General features: G+C 66.0%; 15 protein-coding genes. 10 read left to right on the top strand and 5 right to left on the bottom strand.

Going from position 1 to position 18,107, the window contains the following annotated elements:
- Window positions 1–755 precede the first annotated feature (755 nt).
- The 4 genes from dusA to A3A5_RS0103020 form a co-directional block, all read right to left on the bottom strand.
- A complete protein-coding gene (dusA, locus tag A3A5_RS0103005) occupies window positions 756–1,769 on the bottom strand; it encodes a tRNA dihydrouridine(20/20a) synthase DusA (protein ID WP_026200390.1) in 1,014 nt (337 codons plus the stop codon).
- A gap of 189 nt (window positions 1,770–1,958) precedes the next feature.
- On the bottom strand, window positions 1,959–2,519 hold the full coding sequence (locus tag A3A5_RS0103010; RefSeq protein WP_026200391.1) for an NADPH-dependent FMN reductase: 561 nt from the start codon (window positions 2,517–2,519) through the stop codon (window positions 1,959–1,961).
- Window positions 2,520–2,648: 129 nt separating this feature from the next.
- The gene (locus tag A3A5_RS0103015) at window positions 2,649–3,737 is read right to left on the bottom strand and encodes an enoyl-CoA hydratase/isomerase family protein (RefSeq protein WP_018309180.1); all 1,089 of its coding nucleotides are present in this window, start codon (window positions 3,735–3,737) and stop codon (window positions 2,649–2,651) included.
- Between the two features lie 110 nt (window positions 3,738–3,847).
- Window positions 3,848–5,413 carry a methyl-accepting chemotaxis protein gene (locus tag A3A5_RS0103020; protein ID WP_026200392.1) on the bottom strand — a complete coding sequence of 522 codons (1,566 nt, stop codon included), beginning with the start codon at window positions 5,411–5,413 and terminating at the stop codon, window positions 3,848–3,850.
- Window positions 5,414–5,650: 237 nt separating this feature from the next.
- Here A3A5_RS0103020 and A3A5_RS0103025 point away from each other — a divergent pair, with 237 nt between their 5' ends.
- Window positions 5,651–6,532, top strand: a complete 882-nt coding sequence (locus tag A3A5_RS0103025; protein WP_018309182.1) for a sterol desaturase family protein — start codon at window positions 5,651–5,653, stop codon at window positions 6,530–6,532.
- A 28-nt stretch (window positions 6,533–6,560) separates the two neighbouring features.
- Here A3A5_RS0103025 and typA read toward each other — a convergent pair whose 3' ends face one another.
- Window positions 6,561–8,381 (bottom strand): translational GTPase TypA, encoded by a 1,821-nt coding sequence (typA, locus tag A3A5_RS0103030; protein WP_018309183.1) that lies wholly within the window; start codon window positions 8,379–8,381, stop codon window positions 6,561–6,563.
- 188 nt (window positions 8,382–8,569) lie between these two features.
- Between typA and A3A5_RS0103035 the strand changes: the two genes are divergently transcribed.
- The 9 genes from A3A5_RS0103035 to A3A5_RS0103075 all read left to right on the top strand — a co-directional run bounded on the left by A3A5_RS0103035 (window position 8,570) and on the right by A3A5_RS0103075 (window position 18,093).
- The gene (locus A3A5_RS0103035) at window positions 8,570–9,058 is read left to right on the top strand and encodes a MarR family winged helix-turn-helix transcriptional regulator (RefSeq protein WP_018309184.1); all 489 of its coding nucleotides are present in this window, start codon (window positions 8,570–8,572) and stop codon (window positions 9,056–9,058) included.
- 109 nt (window positions 9,059–9,167) lie between these two features.
- A complete protein-coding gene (locus A3A5_RS0103040; protein WP_026200393.1) occupies window positions 9,168–10,712 on the top strand; it encodes an efflux transporter outer membrane subunit in 1,545 nt (514 codons plus the stop codon).
- 44 nt (window positions 10,713–10,756) lie between these two features.
- A complete protein-coding gene (locus A3A5_RS0103045) occupies window positions 10,757–12,013 on the top strand; it encodes an HlyD family efflux transporter periplasmic adaptor subunit (RefSeq protein ID WP_018309186.1) in 1,257 nt (418 codons plus the stop codon).
- A 2-nt stretch (window positions 12,014–12,015) separates the two neighbouring features.
- A complete protein-coding gene (locus A3A5_RS0103050; protein ID WP_018309187.1) occupies window positions 12,016–13,644 on the top strand; it encodes a DHA2 family efflux MFS transporter permease subunit in 1,629 nt (542 codons plus the stop codon).
- A gap of 195 nt (window positions 13,645–13,839) precedes the next feature.
- Window positions 13,840–14,622, top strand: coding sequence for an IclR family transcriptional regulator (locus tag A3A5_RS0103055; RefSeq protein WP_018309188.1), 783 nt, complete (start codon window positions 13,840–13,842; stop codon window positions 14,620–14,622).
- Between the two features lie 18 nt (window positions 14,623–14,640).
- Window positions 14,641–15,345 carry a dipeptidase PepE gene (gene pepE / locus A3A5_RS0103060; RefSeq protein ID WP_018309189.1) on the top strand — a complete coding sequence of 235 codons (705 nt, stop codon included), beginning with the start codon at window positions 14,641–14,643 and terminating at the stop codon, window positions 15,343–15,345.
- A gap of 52 nt (window positions 15,346–15,397) precedes the next feature.
- A complete protein-coding gene (locus A3A5_RS0103065; protein WP_018309190.1) occupies window positions 15,398–16,321 on the top strand; it encodes a DUF1177 domain-containing protein in 924 nt (307 codons plus the stop codon).
- Entirely contained in the window at window positions 16,318–17,016 is a 699-nt protein-coding gene (locus tag A3A5_RS0103070; protein ID WP_018309191.1) for an AroM family protein, read from the top strand. Before A3A5_RS0103065 ends, A3A5_RS0103070 begins: the two co-directional genes overlap by 4 nt.
- An 84-nt stretch (window positions 17,017–17,100) precedes the next feature.
- Window positions 17,101–18,093: a tripartite tricarboxylate transporter substrate binding protein gene (locus A3A5_RS0103075; protein ID WP_018309192.1), complete on the top strand. Its 993-nt coding sequence runs from the start codon at window positions 17,101–17,103 to the stop codon at window positions 18,091–18,093.
- The last annotated feature ends 14 nt before the right edge of the window (window positions 18,094–18,107 follow it).

Below are 18,107 nucleotides of genomic sequence, written 5' to 3' on the forward strand. Positions count from 1 at the left end.
CGGGCCGCCTGCCTCTTTTTGGCCACCCTGCCCTCTCATTGCCGTGGCGCCAGCACCTGGCGATGGAACCTCACGAGCATATGCGAGCCAAAACGACGTCATCGACAAAATCGACACGACAACGAGCGCAGGGAACGGGAATGCAAATTAAGTGTAGATGGCCTGCGCGAATTCTTGCGCTGACAGCATTGGCAGCCTTGCTCGGCGGATGCGCCGGCGGCGGGGTCGACGGCAGGGAATCCAGCATCACGACATATGGCACGCTGGACGTAGGCATCAGCCATACGCGCTAGTCTGCTGGCGTGACCGATGGAACTCTTTACGAGGGCAACCGTCTAATTTCCTCGTCTGGCGCATGCAAAGCGAGCGCGCAAAAAAAGAGTCCGCAGCGCGGACTCTTAAATTTAGCGATCTCAAATGCCCTGAAGGCGGTTGCACTGTAACTGTCATCCCGGGAATGCACCATTCGGGTAAACGAAGAGCAACAAGCCTGGCGTAGCAGCAGAAAGCGCCGACAAAAAAAAGCCCGCCGAAGCGGGCTAATAATCAGTTGAAGAAAGCCCTGTATTCGAGGGCAGGCACAGTGTATGAAAGTGCCCTGCCTCAGCGAATTAGGGGAATCCCTTTCCTGGCGCCAGTTTCCGGGCGATCAGGCATTTCAAGTGAGGCGCGCGGTACCCCCGCGCAGCCATGCACATTTACACGATTCGGAGTTAGAACGCGGCCTCGGCAGCGCGCGCACGGCCCACGCTCGCTTACGCGGCCAATGGCACTTGCGCCTGCGGCCGCAAGTGCGCGCGTGCCTCTTCGAACAGTGCATCGACATCGGCACGCGTGCGTACCGCATTCATGCGCTTGGCATCCGACAACACGCGGCGCCAGCCGCGCCCGCCCGCAATGCCACGATGCAGGCCAAGCATGTGGCGCGTGACCGCGCCCATATAGCCACCCCGCTCCACCAGATCGCCGATATAGCGCTGCATCGCCAGCTCGACATCGAGCCGCGACGGTGCCGGCGCACTCGCATCGCCATAGAAACGCGCATCCATTTCGGCCAATACATAGGGCTGATGGTATGCCTCGCGGCCGATCATCACGCCATCGACGTGCTCGAGATGGGCCGCCATCTCGTCATAGCTGACGATGCCGCCATTGATCAGGATCTCCAGGTCCGGAAACTCCCGCTTCAGCTGGTACGCCACCTCATAGCGCAGCGGCGGAATCTCACGGTTTTCTTTCGGGCTCAGGCCCTTCAGGATCGCATTGCGCGCGTGGACGATAAACGTGCCGCAACCCGCCTCGGCCACCCGGCCGACGAAATCCCGAACGAAATCATAGTGCTCGATCTTGTCGATGCCGATCCGATGCTTGACGGTGACCGGGATATCCACCGCATCGCGCATCGCCTTCACGCAGTCGGCCACCAGTTGCGGCTCGGCCATCAGGCAGGCGCCGAAGGCCCCGCGCTGCACGCGCTCGGACGGGCAGCCGCAGTTCAGGTTGATTTCCGCATAGCCCCATTGCTGGCCCAGCTTGGCCGCCATGGCAAGGTCGGCCGGCTCACTGCCGCCCAGCTGCAGCGCGACCGGGTGCTCCGCCGCATCGAAATCCAGATGGCGCGGGACGTCACCATGCAGCAGCGCGCCGGTGGTCACCATCTCGGTATACAGCCAGGTGTGGCGGCTGAGCTGGCGGTGGAACATGCGGCAATGGCGGTCGGTCCAGTCCATCATGGGAGCGACCGAAATGCGGCGGGGATTTACGTTCATGGAAATACGGCTGTTGGCGTGGCGGCGCGACCAGGAAGGGCCACTGGAAACCGGGGCACACGGCGTCGGCATATGGCGATCGCGGCACCCGGTAGCCGGGGACTGCACCTCTGGCGAAGCGGCCGGCCCACGGAAAAACGAGAGTATAGGCTACCGCGTCAAGGATCGCTGCGCCCCGCCCTGGCAGCCTCAGCGCGGCGCAGTCCGCTCGATCCAGCTGGCAAAAGCCGTCAGGTATTTGCCGAGAAAACCCTTGGTCGATTCATTGGTAATACCGCCCTCCCCGTCGACCAGCTTGTCGACGCCGCTGATATAGGCCTCAGGCTGCTGCAGCATGGGAACATTGAGGAACACCATCGACTGGCGCAAGTGTTGGTTGGCACCGAACCCGCCAACGGCGCCGGGCGATGCACTGACGATCCCACCGGGCTTGCCGTCCCAGACGCTGCTGCCATAGGGGCGCGAGCCCACGTCGATGGCGTTCTTCAGCGGTGCGGGCACGGACCGGTTGTATTCCGGCGTCACGAACAGCACCGCGTCGGCACGGCGGACGCGGTCGCGGAACGTGGTCCAGGGCTGAGGCGGCTTGTCTTCCAGGTCCTGGTTGTACAGCTGCAGTTCGCCGATCTCGACGATTTCCAGCCTGAGCTGCGGCGGCGCCAGTGCAATCAACGCCTTGGCCAGCTTCCGGCTGTATGCCTCCTTGCGCAGGCTCCCCACCAGTACAACGACATCACGAGGATTACTCATTGCGGCTCCTTTGACTGCGTGGACGGAATGACGCGGACGGCGCACGCGGCCAGGGTTGGCCTGGCCATGTGTGCCGGTCCAACCGTCACTCTACCCGAGTCGGTGCCGGCATGTCCTGCGCAGGGAACGTCAGACAGCCTTGCCCAGCGCCGCCAGCGGATGCTCCTCGGCGCGCCACGGACTATCGAAGAACGACAGCACCTTCTCGTGGCTGACATCATCAAGCCGCGCATGCTGCCAGCGCGGCTTGTGGTCCTTGTCGACAGCCAGTGCGCGGATGCCCTCCACACCGTCGCCCTTGCGGAACACGTAGTACATCATGTCCAGTTCCATGCGCAGTTCATCTTCCAGCGACATGCTGCGCGCGCGGCGGATCTGCTCCAGCGTCACGCACAGCATCAGCGGCGAGCGGCTGCGCAGCATGGCGGCGGTCTGCGCGGCCCAGTCACCCGGGGCGTCGCTGACAGCGGCAATGATGTCCGGCATGGTGTTGCCCGCGAACAGGCTGTCGATCTGCGCCGACAGCCCGCCCAGCGTGCTTTGCGCCGGCACGCAGTCATCGCGGTGCGCCGCAGTAAAACCATCGATGTGCGCCAGCACGGCGTCGCCGCTGGCAAACTGCTGCGTGCGCAGCGAATCGACCAGCTCGGCCAGCCGGTTGCCCGGCAGATAGGCGTCGGCCAGCCCGGCGTAGAGCGCGTCGGCGGCATGGATCACGGCGCCGGTCAGCCCCAGGTACTCGCCGATGTGGCCCGGCGTGCGCGCCAGGAACCAGCCGCCGCCCACATCCGGGAACAGGCCGATATTGGTTTCCGGCATCGCCATCTTGGTGCGATCGGTGACCAGGCGCAGCCGCGCACCTTGCGAGATACCCATGCCGCCGCCCATCACCACGCCGTCCATCAGTGCGATATAGGGCTTGGCGTAGCGATGGATCAGGAAGTTCAGCGCGTATTCCTCGACAAAGAACTGGTCGAGCAGCGGATCGCCTTCGTGCGCGGCCTTGTGGAAATAACGGATATCGCCACCAGCGCAGAATGCCTTGCCGCCGGCGCCGGCGGCGACCACCGCCACCACCTCGGGCGCGGCGGCCCAGGTCTGCAGCGCCTGGGTGATGGCGCGGATCATGTCGAGCGACAGGGCGTTGAGCGCCTGCGGGCGGTTCAGCGTCAGGTATCCGATGCCACCGCGGACCTCTGTCGTGACGAATTCAGTCATGTCGTACTCCTCCAATGCAACTCGCGATTTTACGCCAGTCGCATTGGCAAGCGCACCCCTGCGGGCAGCTTGCGGCGCATGCGCTGGCCCTGCGCATGCGCCCTGCACCGTCAGGCCAGCCGGAACGTCGCCACCAGCGAGGTCAGGCGCTGCGCCTGGTCTTCGAGCGCCACCGCCGCTGCTGCCGCCTGCTCCACCAGCGCCGCATTCTGCTGCGTCATGCTGTCCATCTGCGACACCGCCACGTTGACCTGCTCGATGCCATTTGACTGCTCGTCCGAGGCCGCGCTGATATCGCCGATGATGGCGCTGACGCGCTGCACCGCATCGACGATGTCCTGCATCGCCCGGCCGGCGTCATCGACCAGCCCCGAGCCTTCACGCACATTGGCCACTGAGGCGCCGATCAGCGCGCGGATCTCCTTCGATGCGCCGGCGCAGCGCTGCGCCAGGTCGCGCACATCGCCGGCCACCACGGCAAACCCCCGGCCGTGCTCGCCGGCACGCGCGGCTTCCACGGCCGCGTTCAGCGCCAGGATATTGGTCTGGAACGCCACCTTCTCGATCACGTCGATGATGTCGACGATCTTGCCCGAGCTGGCATCGATCGATTGCATGGTATTGACCACGCGCAGCACGGCCTCGCTGCCGCGCTCGGCCAGGATCGCGGCATCCGTTGCCAGCCCGCGGGCCTCGCGCGCGCTGTCGGCATTCTGGCGCACGGTACTGGTCAGTTCCTCCATGCTGGAGGCGGTTTCTTCCAGCGAGGCCGCCTGCTGCTCGGTACGCTGCGACAGGTCGGCGTTGCCGCTGGCGATCTGCTTGCTGGCCGAGGCGATCGCGTCCGCGCCGCCACGCACGTCGCCCACCATGGCCACCAGGCTGGCCTGCATCCGGCCCAGCATGCCGAGCATGCGCGCGGTCTCGTTGCGCGCTGACTCATCGGCCAGCACCTCGCCGCCGGCAGCCGCGACGCTCAGGTCGCCACCCGCGATTTTCTCGAAATGCCCGATCGCCGTCTCCAGCGGCTGGACGATCGAACGGCGCAGGCGCCATGCCACCACGGTGCTGAAGGCCAGGCCCACTGCCAGCACGCATGCCGACAGCGTGAACAGGTTGCGATAGCGTTGCTGCGACGCCTCGTAGACCTGCTTCGCGCTGGCCACCTGCAGCTTGTTCAGTTCGGTATTGACGGCGGTGAAGGCGATGTCGAACTGTGGGATGGTTTCAAGCACGGCCTTCATCACGCCATCGCGGTCGCCGGCATGCAGCGCGGCGATCATTGGCGCGACGCCCTGCTTGAAGAGCGCATCGCGCTTGGCGGTGACATCCTCCACCGCCCTGGCTTCATCAGCCGAGCGCGGCACGGCGAGATAGGCCTTCCAGGCTTTCTCGGAATCGCGCGCAAAGCCTTCCGCGGTCGCGGCGCGCGCCCTGGCATCGGCGGGGTCCGTGGCGAAGGTCGCCTGGTCCAGCAGTACACGCACGAGCAACTGGTTCGAACGCGCTTCGGCCAGGTTGACCGCGGCCGACAGCTGCTGCTCATAGATCTGGTGCGTCGCCTCGTTGCTGCGCGACATGCCGAGCCAGCCCACTGCGCCGACAACCAACAACAACAAGTTTGTGACGATAGTGAGGAACCACAATCTGGCTCCAATGGTAGTGTTTTTGAACATGAAGGCTCCGGGGGAAGAGGAATCAGGGAAATCGGGGGCGCACGCCGCGCCGCCACCCTGTTCAACTACGGCGCCCTGGCCGCGTCCTTTACCGGTATTGACCGCCTTCCCACGCGTGACAGAATTGCGTGGCAGTACAGCAATCCACCATGTGGCGGATGCGCCGCGATACCCCGCGCGGCGCCGTTTGGAGGAACCCCTCGTGGCAATTCCATGCGGAATATGCAAACTGGCGGGATGAACACTGAATCGGTCGATCCCGGACTCGTGCTGCTGGCCTTTGCGCCAGTGTTCCTGCTGACCATCGGCGCCGAGGCCTGGTACTGGGCCCGCCGCGACCCGACCGTCTACAGCCTGCGCGACACCGTATCCAACGCAGCGCTGGCGCTGATGCACCAGGCGTCGGATGCGTTCTTCCTCTGGCTGATGATCCGCACGGTCTACACGTGGTGCTACCAGCACGGCCTGCACGCCATGCCTGAGACCCTGTGGTCATTCGCGCTGTTATTGCTGCTGCAGGACTTTCTCTATTACTGGTTCCACCGCGCCAGCCACCGCGTGCGCTGGCTGTGGGCTTCGCACGTGACGCACCATTCATCGGAAGGCATGAATTTCTCGACGGCGTTCCGTCAGAGCCTGACGTATCCGCTCTCAGGCATGTGGCTGTTCTGGATTCCGCTGGCGTGGATCGGCTTCACGCCGGACTGGGTGATCCTGGCCGTAGGCGTGAACCTGGCCTTTCAGTTCTTTGTGCATACACGGCTGGGGCAACGCTGGCCGCTGATCGAGTCGCTACTGAATACGCCATCGGTTCATCGCGTCCACCATGCGAAGAACCCGCAGTACCTCGACCGCAACTACGCCGGGGTGCTGACGATCTGGGACCGCCTGTTTGGCACCTTCATCCCCGAGCACGAGGCACCGGTGTACGGCATCACGCGTCAGGTGTGTACCCATAACCCGCTGACGCTAACCTTTCACGAATGGCGCGACATGTTCGCCGATGCCTGGCGCGACCGCGACCCGCGCTATCTCTGGAAACCGCCCGAATGGCGCAGCCCGCGCGCGCCGGCGCTGGCGCCGCTGCCTGGCACGCAAGAAAAAAACCGCGCCCGGTAGGCGCGGTTTTTTTGGCTGGCGTCAGCGCTTATGCGCCTTCGCGCGAAGCACGCTTGCGCTCGTGCTCCTTCAGGTGACGCTTGCGCAGGCGGATGCTCTTGGGCGTGAGCTCGACCAGTTCGTCGTCGGCGATGAATTCCACCGCATACTCGAGCGACATCTGGATCGGCGGCACCAGGCGCACGGCTTCATCGGTACCCGAAGCGCGCACGTTGGTCAGCTGCTTGCCCTTGATCGGGTTGACCACCAGGTCATTGTCGCGGCTGTGGATGCCGATGATCATGCCTTCGTACAGCGCATCGCCCGGCTTGACGAACATGCGGCCGCGGTCCTGCAGCTTCCACAGGGCGTAGGCCACGGCGTCGCCGTCGTCCTGCGAGATCAGCACGCCGTTGTGGCGCTCGCCCAGGCCGCCTTCGCGCACCGGCGCGTAGTCGTCGAAGATATGGCTGATCAGGCCGGTGCCGCGCGTCAGCGTCAGGAACTCGCCCTGGAAGCCGATCAGGCCGCGGGCCGGGATGCGGTATTCCAGGCGGGTACGGCCCTTGCCGTCCGACGCCATGTCGAGCAGTTCACCCTTGCGGCGGCCCAGCTCTTCCATCACGCCGCCCTGGTGGCTGTCTTCGACGTCCACGGTCAGCAGTTCGTACGGCTCGTTCTTGACGCCGTCGATTTCCTTGAACACCACGCGCGGACGCGACACGGCCAGCTCGTAGCCTTCGCGGCGCATGTTTTCCAGCAGGATGGTCAGATGCAGTTCGCCGCGGCCCGACACTTCGAAGATGGTGTCGTCGCCGGTATCGGCCACGCGCAGCGCCACGTTCGACTTCAGTTCGCGGTCCAGGCGCTCGCGCAGCTGGCGGCTGGTCACGAACTTGCCTTCACGGCCGGCCAGCGGCGAGGTGTTGACGCAGAAGTTCATGGTCAGCGTCGGCTCGTCCACCTTCAGCATCGGCAGCGCGTCCTGGGCGTCCGGCGCGCACACGGTGCAGCCGATACCCAGTTCTTCGATGCCGTTGATCAGCACGATGTCGCCGGCTTCGGCCTCGGACACGATCTCGCGCTCCAGGCCCTGGAACTTCAGCACCTGGTTGATGCGGCCCTTGATCGGGTTGCCTTCCGGACCGAACTTGACCACCACGTCCTGCAGCGGACGGGCGCGGCCACGCGAGATGCGGCCCACGCCGATCTTGCCGACGTAGCTGGAGTAGTCCAGCGAGATGATCTGCAGCTGCAGCGGGCCGTCCCGATCGTCGTCACGCACCGGCACCTTGTCCAGCACGGTCTCGAACAGCGGCTTCATGTCGCCGTCGCGCACGTCTTCGGTCAGGCCGGCAAAGCCGTTCAGGCCCGAAGCATAGATCACCGGGAAGTCGAGCTGCTCGTCGGTGGCGCCCAGCTTGTCGAACAGGTCGAAGGTCTGGTTGATGACCCAGTCCGGACGCGCGCCCGGACGGTCGATCTTGTTGACCACCACGATCGGCTTCAGGCCCAGCGCCAGCGCCTTGCGCGTGACGAAGCGGGTCTGGGGCATCGGGCCTTCGACTGCGTCGACCAGCAGCAGCACGCCGTCGACCATCGACAGCACGCGCTCCACTTCACCGCCGAAGTCGGCGTGGCCCGGGGTGTCGACGATATTGATATGGGTGCCGTTGTATTCGACGGCACAGTTCTTCGCGAGAATCGTGATCCCGCGTTCCTTTTCCAGGTCGTTCGAGTCCATCACCCGTTCGGCGACTTGCTGGTTGTCGCGGAAGGTGCCTGCCTGGCGCAGGAGCTGGTCGACCAGGGTGGTCTTGCCATGATCGACGTGGGCGATGATGGCGATATTTCGGATGGCGCGGGTCATTGCTGCGTCTCGCTTTGGAGAATCTGAGGTAACCCAATATTCTAGCATGTTGCAGCGCAAGACGCGTTGATCGGAACCGTCACTTACCAAGGGAATATCATTGCAAAAAATGGAATAACCAATTTCCGTTCTTGCGCATCGTTAAACGTGAACATATATTTGCCTCAGCAAAGATTGCAAAGGCAAAGATGTCACGGCTCCCTTCCTCCGATCCGCCAGCCGAATCCACGGCCGGCCAGTTCGATCCCGCCCAGTACCAGATGTGCGACAGCGTCGGCTACCTGATGCAGCGCGCCAAGAACATGCTGGCGCACGGCGTCGAGCAGGAAGTCAGCAACCTGGACATCACGCAGGCGCAAGCCAGTTGCCTGATGATGCTGGCCACCGGCCGCGCCGCGACCGTCACCGATCTGGGCCGCGAACTGAATACCGACATGGGTTCGGTCACGCGCCTGCTCAGCCGCATGGAAAAGCGCGGCCTGATCGAGCGCCGGCGCCGTGACGCTGACCGCCGCGTGGTCGACCTGTCGGTGACGCCGCAAGGCCAGGAACTGGTTGAACAGCTGCCCGCCATCTTCTGCAAGGTACTTTCACACCACTTCCGCGGTTTTTCCGAGGACGAAATCCAACTGCTGCGCAGCATGCTGCGCCGGCTCATTGATAACAACAGCGGGTAGCGGGCTGTGCGCCGGCCTCCGGCACGCCAGATCGTCCGGTCAGTCCGGCCTCAACCTGACACCGTATCAGCCCGTAGAAACCGTAAGGCTCCGGCAACGGAGCAACACCATGACACAAGCCCTCCCCCCCCAATCCCCCCAGCGCGCCACCCCACGCGAGCTGGCGCGCCGTGCCAGCTCGCTTGCGCTGACTGCCATGGCCGCGGCGGTGCTGGCTGGTTGCGCGGCCCTTGGCAATTCGCACAGCACGCAGACCGTGGCCGACCCGGCTGCGATGGCCACCTCGCAGATCTTGCCCGACGAGCACGGCCAGTGGCCCTCGCAGGACTGGGTCGGGCAGTTCAAGGACCCCCAGCTGAGCGCCCTGGTCGATGAGGCGGTCAAGGACAACCCGAGCCTGCAGGCCGCGTTCGCCCGCGTGGAAGCCTCGCGCGCCATGGCCGATGCCACCCGCAGCGCGCTCTATCCGCACCTGGAGTTCGAAGGCAGCCTGATCCGCCAGCGCTTCTCCGAGAAGGACCTGTTCGAAGGCACCCCGCTGGCGGGATCGTGGCAGAACCAGTCGCGCCTGCAGGTGGGCCTCTCCTATGACTTCGATTTCTGGGGCAAGAACCGCGATGCGCTTGAAGCCGCGCTCTCCGACGACCGTGCCGCCGAGGCTGAAAGCCAGGCCTCGCGCCTGATCCTGGCCACCTCGATCGCCCGCAACTACGCCCGCCTGGCGGCGCTGTACGCCCAGCGCGACGTGGCCGAGCGTGCCATCGCCCAGCGCAGCGACCTCACCGAGCTGTCGCGCCAGCGCCTGGCCGCCGGCCTCGACACCCAGGTCGAGACCACGCAGGCGCGTGGCACGGTGGCTGCTTCGCGCACCGATCTGCAGCGCGTGGACGAGGAAATCGCCCTGGCGCGCAACCAGCTTGCAGCGCTGCTGGGCAAGGGCCCGGACCGCGGGCTGCAGATCCAGCGCCCGGTGCTGCTGGCGCAGGCCACGCCGACGCTTCCCGACAACCTGACCATCGGCCTGCTGGGCCGCCGGCCGGACCTGGTGGCGGCACGCTGGCGCGTGGAGGCGGCGTCCAAGGACATCAATGTCGCCAAAAAGGAGTTCCTGCCTGACGTCAGTCTGACCGCCTTCGCCGGCCTGGCGGCGCTGGATCCGTCCCACCTGCTGATGGGCATCAGCCGTACCTTTGGCATCGGCCCGACCATCCGCCTGCCGATCTTCGAAGGCGGCAAGCTGCGCGCCAACCTGAAGGGCAAGTACGCCGGCTACGACATTGCCGTGGCCAACTACAACCAGGCCCTGGTCGATGCGCTGCGCGAGACCGCCGACACCATGACCAGCATCCGCAGCGTCGACAAGCAGATCCAGACCCAGCGCGAAGCCCTGGACCTGGCCGAGCACGCCTATGCCCTGGCCACCACCCGCTACAAGGCCGGCCTGGGCACGCAGCTGACCGTACTGAATGCCGAAAGCAATGTGCTGCAGCAGCGCCGCCTGGCAACCGACCTGCAGGCGCGGCGGCTGGACCTGCAGATGGGCCTGATGAAGGCGCTCGGCGGCGGCTACCAGGAGCCTGCGGAAGGCCACGAGAGCGCCAGCCACGATCCTGCGCAGCAACAGCACAACACCCAGGCGGGCGCCCGCGGCTGATCCGCGCACCCAGTAATTGCAGACAAGATTCACCAGAGAACATCATGAGCAACAACCAGCAAGCGGCCGGCACCACCACCACCCAGCACCCTGCCCAGCAAGCGCCGGCCACCACCAACAACAACGGCAAGCGCAAGCGCATGCTGCTGTCGCTGACCGCGGCAATCGTGGTCGCCGGCATCGGCTATGGCGTTTACTGGGGCATGTACGCCCGCCACTTTGAAAACACCGACGACGCCTATGTCGCCGGCAACGTGGTCCAGGTCACGCCGCTGGTGGGCGGCACCGTGGTGTCGATCGCCGCCGACGACACGCAACTGGTCACCGCCGGCCAGCCGCTGATCCAGCTTGACCGCGCCGATTCGCAAGTGGCGCTCGAACAGGCCGAAGCCCAGCTGGCACAGGCCGTGCGCGAAGTGCGCACGCTGTACGTCAACAACGGCTCGCTCTCCGCCAACGTGGCGCTGCGCGAAGCCGACGTGGCCAAGGCCCGCGACGACCTGCGCCGCCGCCAGGCCATCGCCGGCTCGGGCGCGGTCTCCAATGAAGAGATCTCGCACGCGCAGTCCGCGCTGAAGGGCGCGGAATCGGCGCTGCTGGCCGCGCGCGAACAGCTGGCGTCGAACAAGGTGCTGACCGACCAGACCACGGTCGAGAAGCACCCCAATGTGCAGCGCGCTGCCGCCAACCTGCGCTCGGCGTACCTGTCGTTCGCGCGCTCGGCCATGCCTGCGCCGGTGACCGGTTACGTCGCCAAGCGCTCGGTGCAGGTCGGCCAGCGCGTGGCCGCCGGCGCACCCCTGATGGCCGTGGTGCCGCTGGACCAGGTTTGGGTCGACGCCAACTTCAAGGAAGTGCAGATCACGCATATGCGCATCGGCCAGCCCGTGACGCTGGAAGCGGACGTGTACGGCTCCAAGGTGGAATACCAGGGCAAGGTCGCCGGCTTCTCGGCCGGCACTGGCTCGGCCTTCTCGCTGCTGCCGGCGCAGAACGCCACCGGCAACTGGATCAAGGTGGTGCAGCGCCTGCCGGTGCGCATCGCGCTTGACCCGCAGCAGCTCAAGGACCACCCGCTGCGCGTGGGCCTGTCGATGACCGTCAAGGTCGATGTGCGCCGCGAGGAAGGCGCCGCCATGGCCGCCGCCGCGCCCGCCAGGCCGATGCAGACCGATGTCTATGACAAGGTTGCGCAGGACGCCGACCAGCTGATCGCGCGCATCATCGCCGCCAACAACGGCGGCCGCAGCACCGGCCTGCCCTCGGCCAGCGCCGCCAACGCCAAGCCTGCCAACACCTGATCATGGCGAACTCCCCATCCGCCGCACAGGCCGCACAGGCCGCGCACGGCGTGCAGCCCGGCGCCAGCCACGCGCCGGCGCGGGCCATGCCGCAGCAGCCGCAGCCGCTGAGCGGCGGCAAGCTGGTGGTCGGCACCATCGCGCTGTCGCTGGCCACGTTCATGAACGTGCTGGACTCGTCAATCGCCAACGTGTCGATCCCGGCGATTTCAGGCGACCTGGGCGTGGCACCCAACCAGGGCACATGGGTCATCACCTCGTTCGCGGTGGCCAATGCGATCTCGGTGCCGCTGACCGGCTGGCTGACCACGCGCTTCGGCGCGGTGCGGCTGTTCATCACCTCGATCCTGCTGTTCGTGCTGGCATCGTGGCTGTGCGGGGTCGCGCCCAACCTGGAAACGCTGCTGGCCGCGCGGGTCCTGCAGGGCGCGGTGGCCGGGCCGATGATCCCGCTGTCGCAGTCGCTGCTGCTGTCGAGCTATCCGCCGCAGAAGAGCACCATGGCGCTGGCACTCTGGGGCATGACCACGCTGGTGGCGCCGATCATGGGCCCGCTGCTGGGCGGCTGGATCTCCGACAACATGACCTGGCCGTGGATCTTCTACATCAACGTGCCGGTGGGCATCATCACTGCCTATGTCACCTGGGCCATCTACAAGGACCGCGAAACCCCGACCAAGGTACTGCCGATCGACCGCATCGGCCTGGCGCTGCTGGTGATCTGGGTGGGCTCGATGCAGCTGATGCTCGACAAGGGCAAGGAGCTGGACTGGTTCCATTCGACCGAGATCGTGGTGCTGACGCTGGTGGCGATTGTCGGCTTCCTGTTCTTCCTGGCGTGGGAAACCTATGAGAAGCATCCCATCGTCGACATCAGCCTGTTCAAGGGCCGCAACTTCAGCTCCGGTGTGGTGGCGATCTCGGTGGCTTACGGGCTGTTCTTCGGCAACCTGGTGATCCTGCCGCTGTGGCTGCAGACTATCGTCGGCTATACCGCGACGGATGCGGGCATCGTGATGGCGCCGGTCGGGATCTTCGCGATCCTGCTGTCGCCGGTGATCGGGCGCAACCTGCCGAAGATGGACGCGCGCTGGGTCGCCACCGCAGCCTTTATCACCTTCGGCATCGTCAGCCTGATGCGCTCGGGCTTCACCACGCAGGTGGATACCTGGACGCTGATGGTGCCCACGCTGATCCAGGGCGCGGCCATGGCGATGTTCTTTATCCCGCTCACCTCGATCATCCTGTCGGGCCAGCCGCCAGAGAAGATCCCCGCCGCCTCGGGCCTGTCGAACTTCGTGCGGATCACCTTCGGCGGCATCGGCGCCTCGATCTCGACCACCGTGTGGGAAAACCGCTCCGCCCTGCACCACGCGCAACTGGTGGAACAGGTCAACCCGTACAACCCCGCCTACCACGACCAGCTCAGCCACCTGATGCAGATGGGCATGAGCCAGGCCCAGGCAATGGGCGTAATCGAGCGCAACATCTCCCAGCAGGCGGCCATGCTCGGCGCCAACGATATCTTCTGGATCTCGGGGATGCTGTTCTTCGTGCTGATCGGCTTTGTCTGGCTGACGCGGCCGGCCAAGGGCGGCGGCGGGTCGGCGGATGCGATGGCGGCGCACTGACCCGACCTCTCCGGTTTTCAAGACTTGGCCCCTGATCGGGGCCATTTTTTTTGCTTCGCCGCCGGGTTGCTGCGCCGGGGATGCCCCCCTTGTGTTCCTGTCTTCGTCCCTCTATTATTTGAAAACCGAATTACGGAACCGTGGTTCCTAAAAACGGAACCCAACGAGTAAAAGAGACGAGCGTGGAGTGGCTGAGTGAGCATTCTTGAAGGCGTGGAAAGCGTGCTGGACATGTTCGGGCATCACCGGCACGAGATCACTTTTAACGATGTTCTGGACGAACTGGGCCTTGCCAAGAGTTCGGCCTCGCGCCTGCTCGCCCAGATGGTGCGCTACCGCCTGCTGGAACTGCAGCCATCCACGCGGCGCTACCGCCCTGGGGCGCTGCTGATCCGCGCAGCGCAGGCTGCTGCGCAGGCGCATCCCTTCGACGAGCAATGCCGCGAGATCCTGGCCACGCTGTCCGATGCCACCGGCTTCACCGCCTATCTGTCGATGCTGGACGGCACCGACACGGTCGTGCTGCAACGCCTGAACGGCAGCAACCCGGTGCAGGTGCTGTCGCCGCCCGGCGCACGCCGGCCGGCATTCACGACGGCAATGGGCCGGGTGCTGCTGTCGCGCCTGCCCAAGCCTGAATTCAGCGCGCGCTACGGCGCCGCCGGCGCCCGCAAGCTGCCGGATGCACCCGCCGGCTGTCCCGCCACGGTTGCCGAGCTGCGCGAACGCGTGGCCACGGCCCGCGCCGAGCGCAGCGCCATCGCCGTGAATGAAGGCATGCCGGGCATCGGCGCGGTGGCCACCACACTGGCAGACCCGCTTTCAGGCGACGTGCGCGGACTGTGCCTGTCTTTCACCGCGATGCAGGTCAGCCAGGCCCAGGCCCAGGCGCTGCGCGCGACGCTGATGCAGGCCGTGGCACCCGTGGGACAGCGCGTCGGCGACCCCCTGTGGCTCGACGCCGCCCCACTTACCTAGACTTCGCCGCAACGACCCATGGAACTCCTGTTACTCAGCAACTCCAGCAGCGACGCCGGCTACCTGGTCCACGCCCAGGCGGCAATCCGCGACTTGGCCGCCGGCCGCAAGACTGCCTGCTTCATCCCGTTCGCCGGCGTCACGCGCGACTGGGACACCTACGAGACGCTGGTCCGCGACGCCTTCGCACCGGTCGGCATCGCGGTGCAATCACTGCACCGGCTGGCCGAGCCGGCTGCAGCCGTGCGCGCCATCGAGGTGGCCGAACTGATCGTCGTCGGCGGCGGCAACACGTTCCGCTTGCTGCAGTGCCTGCGCGAGCGCGGCTTGCTGGCGGCGATCTCAGCGCGGGTGCGGTCCGGTTCGGCGCGCTATATCGGCTGGAGCGCCGGCGCCAACCTGGCCTGCCCGACCATCCGCACCACCAACGACATGCCGGTGGCCGACCCGGGCGGCCTCGACGCCCTGGCGCTAGTCCCCTTCCAGATCAACCCACACTACTTCAACCTGGTCGTGCCCGGCTTCCGCGGCGAAACGCGCGACCAGCGCCTGGCCGAATTCACCGTGCTGCAGCCCGACATGCCGGTGCTCGGCCTGCCCGAAGGCAACTGGGTGCGGGTCTCGGACGATCGCCTTGAAATGGGCGGCGCCCATGCGGCGCGATGGTTCAGGGGCGCGGACATTGCCGACGTGCAGCCCGGCGCGCTGTCGCTGCCGCGCTAATTTGCTGGCCTGAGCCCAGCGTACGGCCCCCCAACCCAGGAATTGGAGCAAGATGTCTATCAAGCAGGTTATTGAATCGATCGAGCTGCTGTCGGCAGCGAATGTCGACGGCGAAGCTGTCGCCTCACTGCTGCGCTCGCGCGGCCTGGACGATGTCACCGTCACGCGCGTGGAAGAGAGCGGCCTCTACACCGATTTCCTCGCCTGCACGATCCCCGGACAAAACCCGGATGCGCCAGCACTTGGCGTGGTGGGCCGGCTGGGCGGCGTCGGCGCGCGCCCGGCCGTGACGGGCCTGGTGTCCGATGCCGACGGCGCCATCGTGGCCGTCGCCAGCGCGCTGAAGCTGGCCGACATGGCCGCCACCGGCGACGTGCTGGCCGGGCCGGTGCGCATCCACACCCATATCTGCCCGCATGCCGCCACGCGGCCGCACCAGCCGGTGCCGATGATGAAATCGCCCTTTGCGATGCGCAAGATGATGTCGCATGAAGTGCACCCGCGGATGGCGGCGATCCTTTCGGTCGACACCACGCGCGGCAACCGCTTCGTCAACCGCCGCGGCGTGGCGCTGACGCCGGTGGCCAAGGAAGGCTGGCTGCTGCGCCTGCCGGAGCGGATGCTGGACCTGATGGGATGGGTCAGCGGCGAACTGCCGATGGTGTTGCCGTTGACCACCCAGGACATCACGCCGTATGAGAACGGCCTGTGGCATGTCAACTCGATCATGCAGCCGGCCATCGTGACCTCTGCCCCGGTCGTGGGCGTGGCGCTGACCGCGCAGACCACGGTGCCAGGCTGCGCAACCGGCGTCACCAACGCCTTCGACATCGACGTGGCGACGCGCTTCTGCATCGAGGTGGCAAAGCAGTTCGGCCAGGGCCAGTGCGACTTCTACGACGCTGCCGAGTGGGCCGAGCTGCAGCGCCGCTATGGCTCGCTGGCCCATCTGCAGACCGTGGGAACCGAGGCATGAACACGCCCGCCGCACGCCAGCCACGCTTGGCCTTCGTCACCATCGGGCAGGCGCCCAGGACAGATGTGGTCCCGCAGATGATTGCCGACCTGGGCCTGCCGGCCACTGTGGAAGAGTTCGGCATCCTGGACGCGCTGGGCCCGCAAGACATTGCCGCGCTGGCGCCGGCGCCCGGCGAATACCGCTTTGCCAGCCGGCTGCGTGACGGCACGCAGGCGGTGATGGGCAAGCCGGTGGCCGAGGCGATGCTGGCCCGGTTGATGACCTCGCTGGACGACGGCCGCTTCGACGCCCTGGTGCCACTGTGCACCGGCACCGCCGTGCCGCCGATGCAGACCCTGGTCATCGAACCGCAGCAGGTGGTGGACCACCTGACCGTGGCGTTGGCGCAGGGCTGCCAGCGGCTCGGCATCGTGTTGCCGCTGGAGGCGCAGGTGAGCGGCTTCCATCTGATCCAGCCGGTGCCCTGCGAACTGCGCGTCACGCATGCCTCGCCTTATACCGACACCAGCACCGCCCGCTTCGCGCAGGCGGGCGAGACACTGCGCGGCTGCGACCTGGTGGTGATGCACTGCATGGGCTACACCGAGGCCATGCGGGCCGAGGTGGCGCGCCATGCCGGCGCCCCGGTGCTGCTCTCCAACCGCATGGTGGCAAGGCTGCTGGGGCAGGTGCTGGCCGGTGCCGCGGCCTGAATCAGGGCGCTAAGCGAACGCATTTCCGGGTAAGGGCAAGCCCGCTTACAGATTGCCCATGACACTGCTGGAGTGGAAGTAACAATGGAAAAGGTGGCGAAGTGGATGGGGCCGCTGGTGCGCGGCATGATGTGGATGAGCGTGGGCGCGGCGGTGATCCCGGGTGCGCAGGCGCAGGAGTGGAAGCCGGCCAGGCCGGTGCGCCTGCTGGTGGGCTTTGCGCCCGGCGGCTCGGCCGATCTGCTGGCGCGCCTGGTGCAGGCGCCGCTGTCGGAAAGCCTGGGGGTGCCGGTGGTGGTGGAAAACGTGCCCGGTGCGGGTGGCAATATCGCCGCCGACAAGCTGGCCAAGGCCCCGGCCGACGGCTACACCATCGGCATGGGCGCCGCCGGCGCGATGGCGGTGACTCACCTGCTCAACCCCAAGGGCACACCATACAAGGCGGATGATTTCACGCCCATCGCCATGCTGGCCACTCAGCCGAATGTCGTGATCATCAATCCGGCCCTGCCGGTCAAGACCATGGCCGACTTCGTCGCCTACGTCAAAAAGACGCCGCAGGTCACCTACGGCACCGCAGGCGTCGGCACGTCGAATCACCTGATTGCCGAAACCATGCTGCACCGCCTTGGCATCGACATGGTCCATGCGCCGTACAAGGGTGCCACCCCGGTGATCACCGACCTGATGGGCGGGCATATCGCCATGACAGTCGACAACATCACCACCGCGGCGACGCTGGCCAAGACCGGCAAGGTCAAGGCGCTGGCGGTCACCAGCAGCAAGCGCTCGCCCTTGTTGCCGGAGGTGCCGACGCTCGCCGAGAGCGGCCTGAAGGATTTCAACATGCCGACCTGGCAAGGCATCTTCGGTCCGAAGGACCTGCCGAAGGCGATCGTGGTCCGCTACAACCAGGCGCTGGTCAAGGCCTTGGCGAACCCGGAAGTCAGGAAGAAAATGGCTGAATTCGGCTCCGAGCCCGTGGGCGATACACCGGAGCATTTCGCCGGGTTCGTCGCCCAGGATCGCAAGATGTGGGCCGATGTCATCAAGACGGCCAACATCACGCTGGAGTAATTGCTGACGGGGCG

Source organism: Cupriavidus sp. UYPR2.512, from assembly GCF_000379565.1.
In the GTDB taxonomy this organism is placed as follows: domain Bacteria; phylum Pseudomonadota; class Gammaproteobacteria; order Burkholderiales; family Burkholderiaceae; genus Cupriavidus.

Excerpts from the sequence above, each read along its gene's own strand:
- dusA (WP_026200390.1), bottom strand. The coding sequence starts at position 1,769 with ATGAACGTAAATCCCCGCCGCATTTCGGTCGCTCCCATGATGGACTGG.
- A3A5_RS0103010 (WP_026200391.1), bottom strand. The coding sequence starts at position 2,519 with ATGAGTAATCCTCGTGATGTCGTTGTACTGGTGGGGAGCCTGCGCAAG.
- A3A5_RS0103015 (WP_018309180.1), bottom strand. The coding sequence starts at position 3,737 with ATGACTGAATTCGTCACGACAGAGGTCCGCGGTGGCATCGGATACCTG.
- A3A5_RS0103020 (WP_026200392.1), bottom strand. The coding sequence starts at position 5,413 with ATGTTCAAAAACACTACCATTGGAGCCAGATTGTGGTTCCTCACTATC.
- A3A5_RS0103025 (WP_018309182.1), top strand. The coding sequence starts at position 5,651 with ATGAACACTGAATCGGTCGATCCCGGACTCGTGCTGCTGGCCTTTGCG.
- typA (WP_018309183.1), bottom strand. The coding sequence starts at position 8,381 with ATGACCCGCGCCATCCGAAATATCGCCATCATCGCCCACGTCGATCAT.
- A3A5_RS0103035 (WP_018309184.1), top strand. The coding sequence starts at position 8,570 with ATGTCACGGCTCCCTTCCTCCGATCCGCCAGCCGAATCCACGGCCGGC.
- A3A5_RS0103040 (WP_026200393.1), top strand. The coding sequence starts at position 9,168 with ATGACACAAGCCCTCCCCCCCCAATCCCCCCAGCGCGCCACCCCACGC.
- A3A5_RS0103045 (WP_018309186.1), top strand. The coding sequence starts at position 10,757 with ATGAGCAACAACCAGCAAGCGGCCGGCACCACCACCACCCAGCACCCT.
- A3A5_RS0103050 (WP_018309187.1), top strand. The coding sequence starts at position 12,016 with ATGGCGAACTCCCCATCCGCCGCACAGGCCGCACAGGCCGCGCACGGC.
- pepE (WP_018309189.1), top strand. The coding sequence starts at position 14,641 with ATGGAACTCCTGTTACTCAGCAACTCCAGCAGCGACGCCGGCTACCTG.
- A3A5_RS0103065 (WP_018309190.1), top strand. The coding sequence starts at position 15,398 with ATGTCTATCAAGCAGGTTATTGAATCGATCGAGCTGCTGTCGGCAGCG.
- A3A5_RS0103070 (WP_018309191.1), top strand. The coding sequence starts at position 16,318 with ATGAACACGCCCGCCGCACGCCAGCCACGCTTGGCCTTCGTCACCATC.
- A3A5_RS0103075 (WP_018309192.1), top strand. The coding sequence starts at position 17,101 with ATGGAAAAGGTGGCGAAGTGGATGGGGCCGCTGGTGCGCGGCATGATG.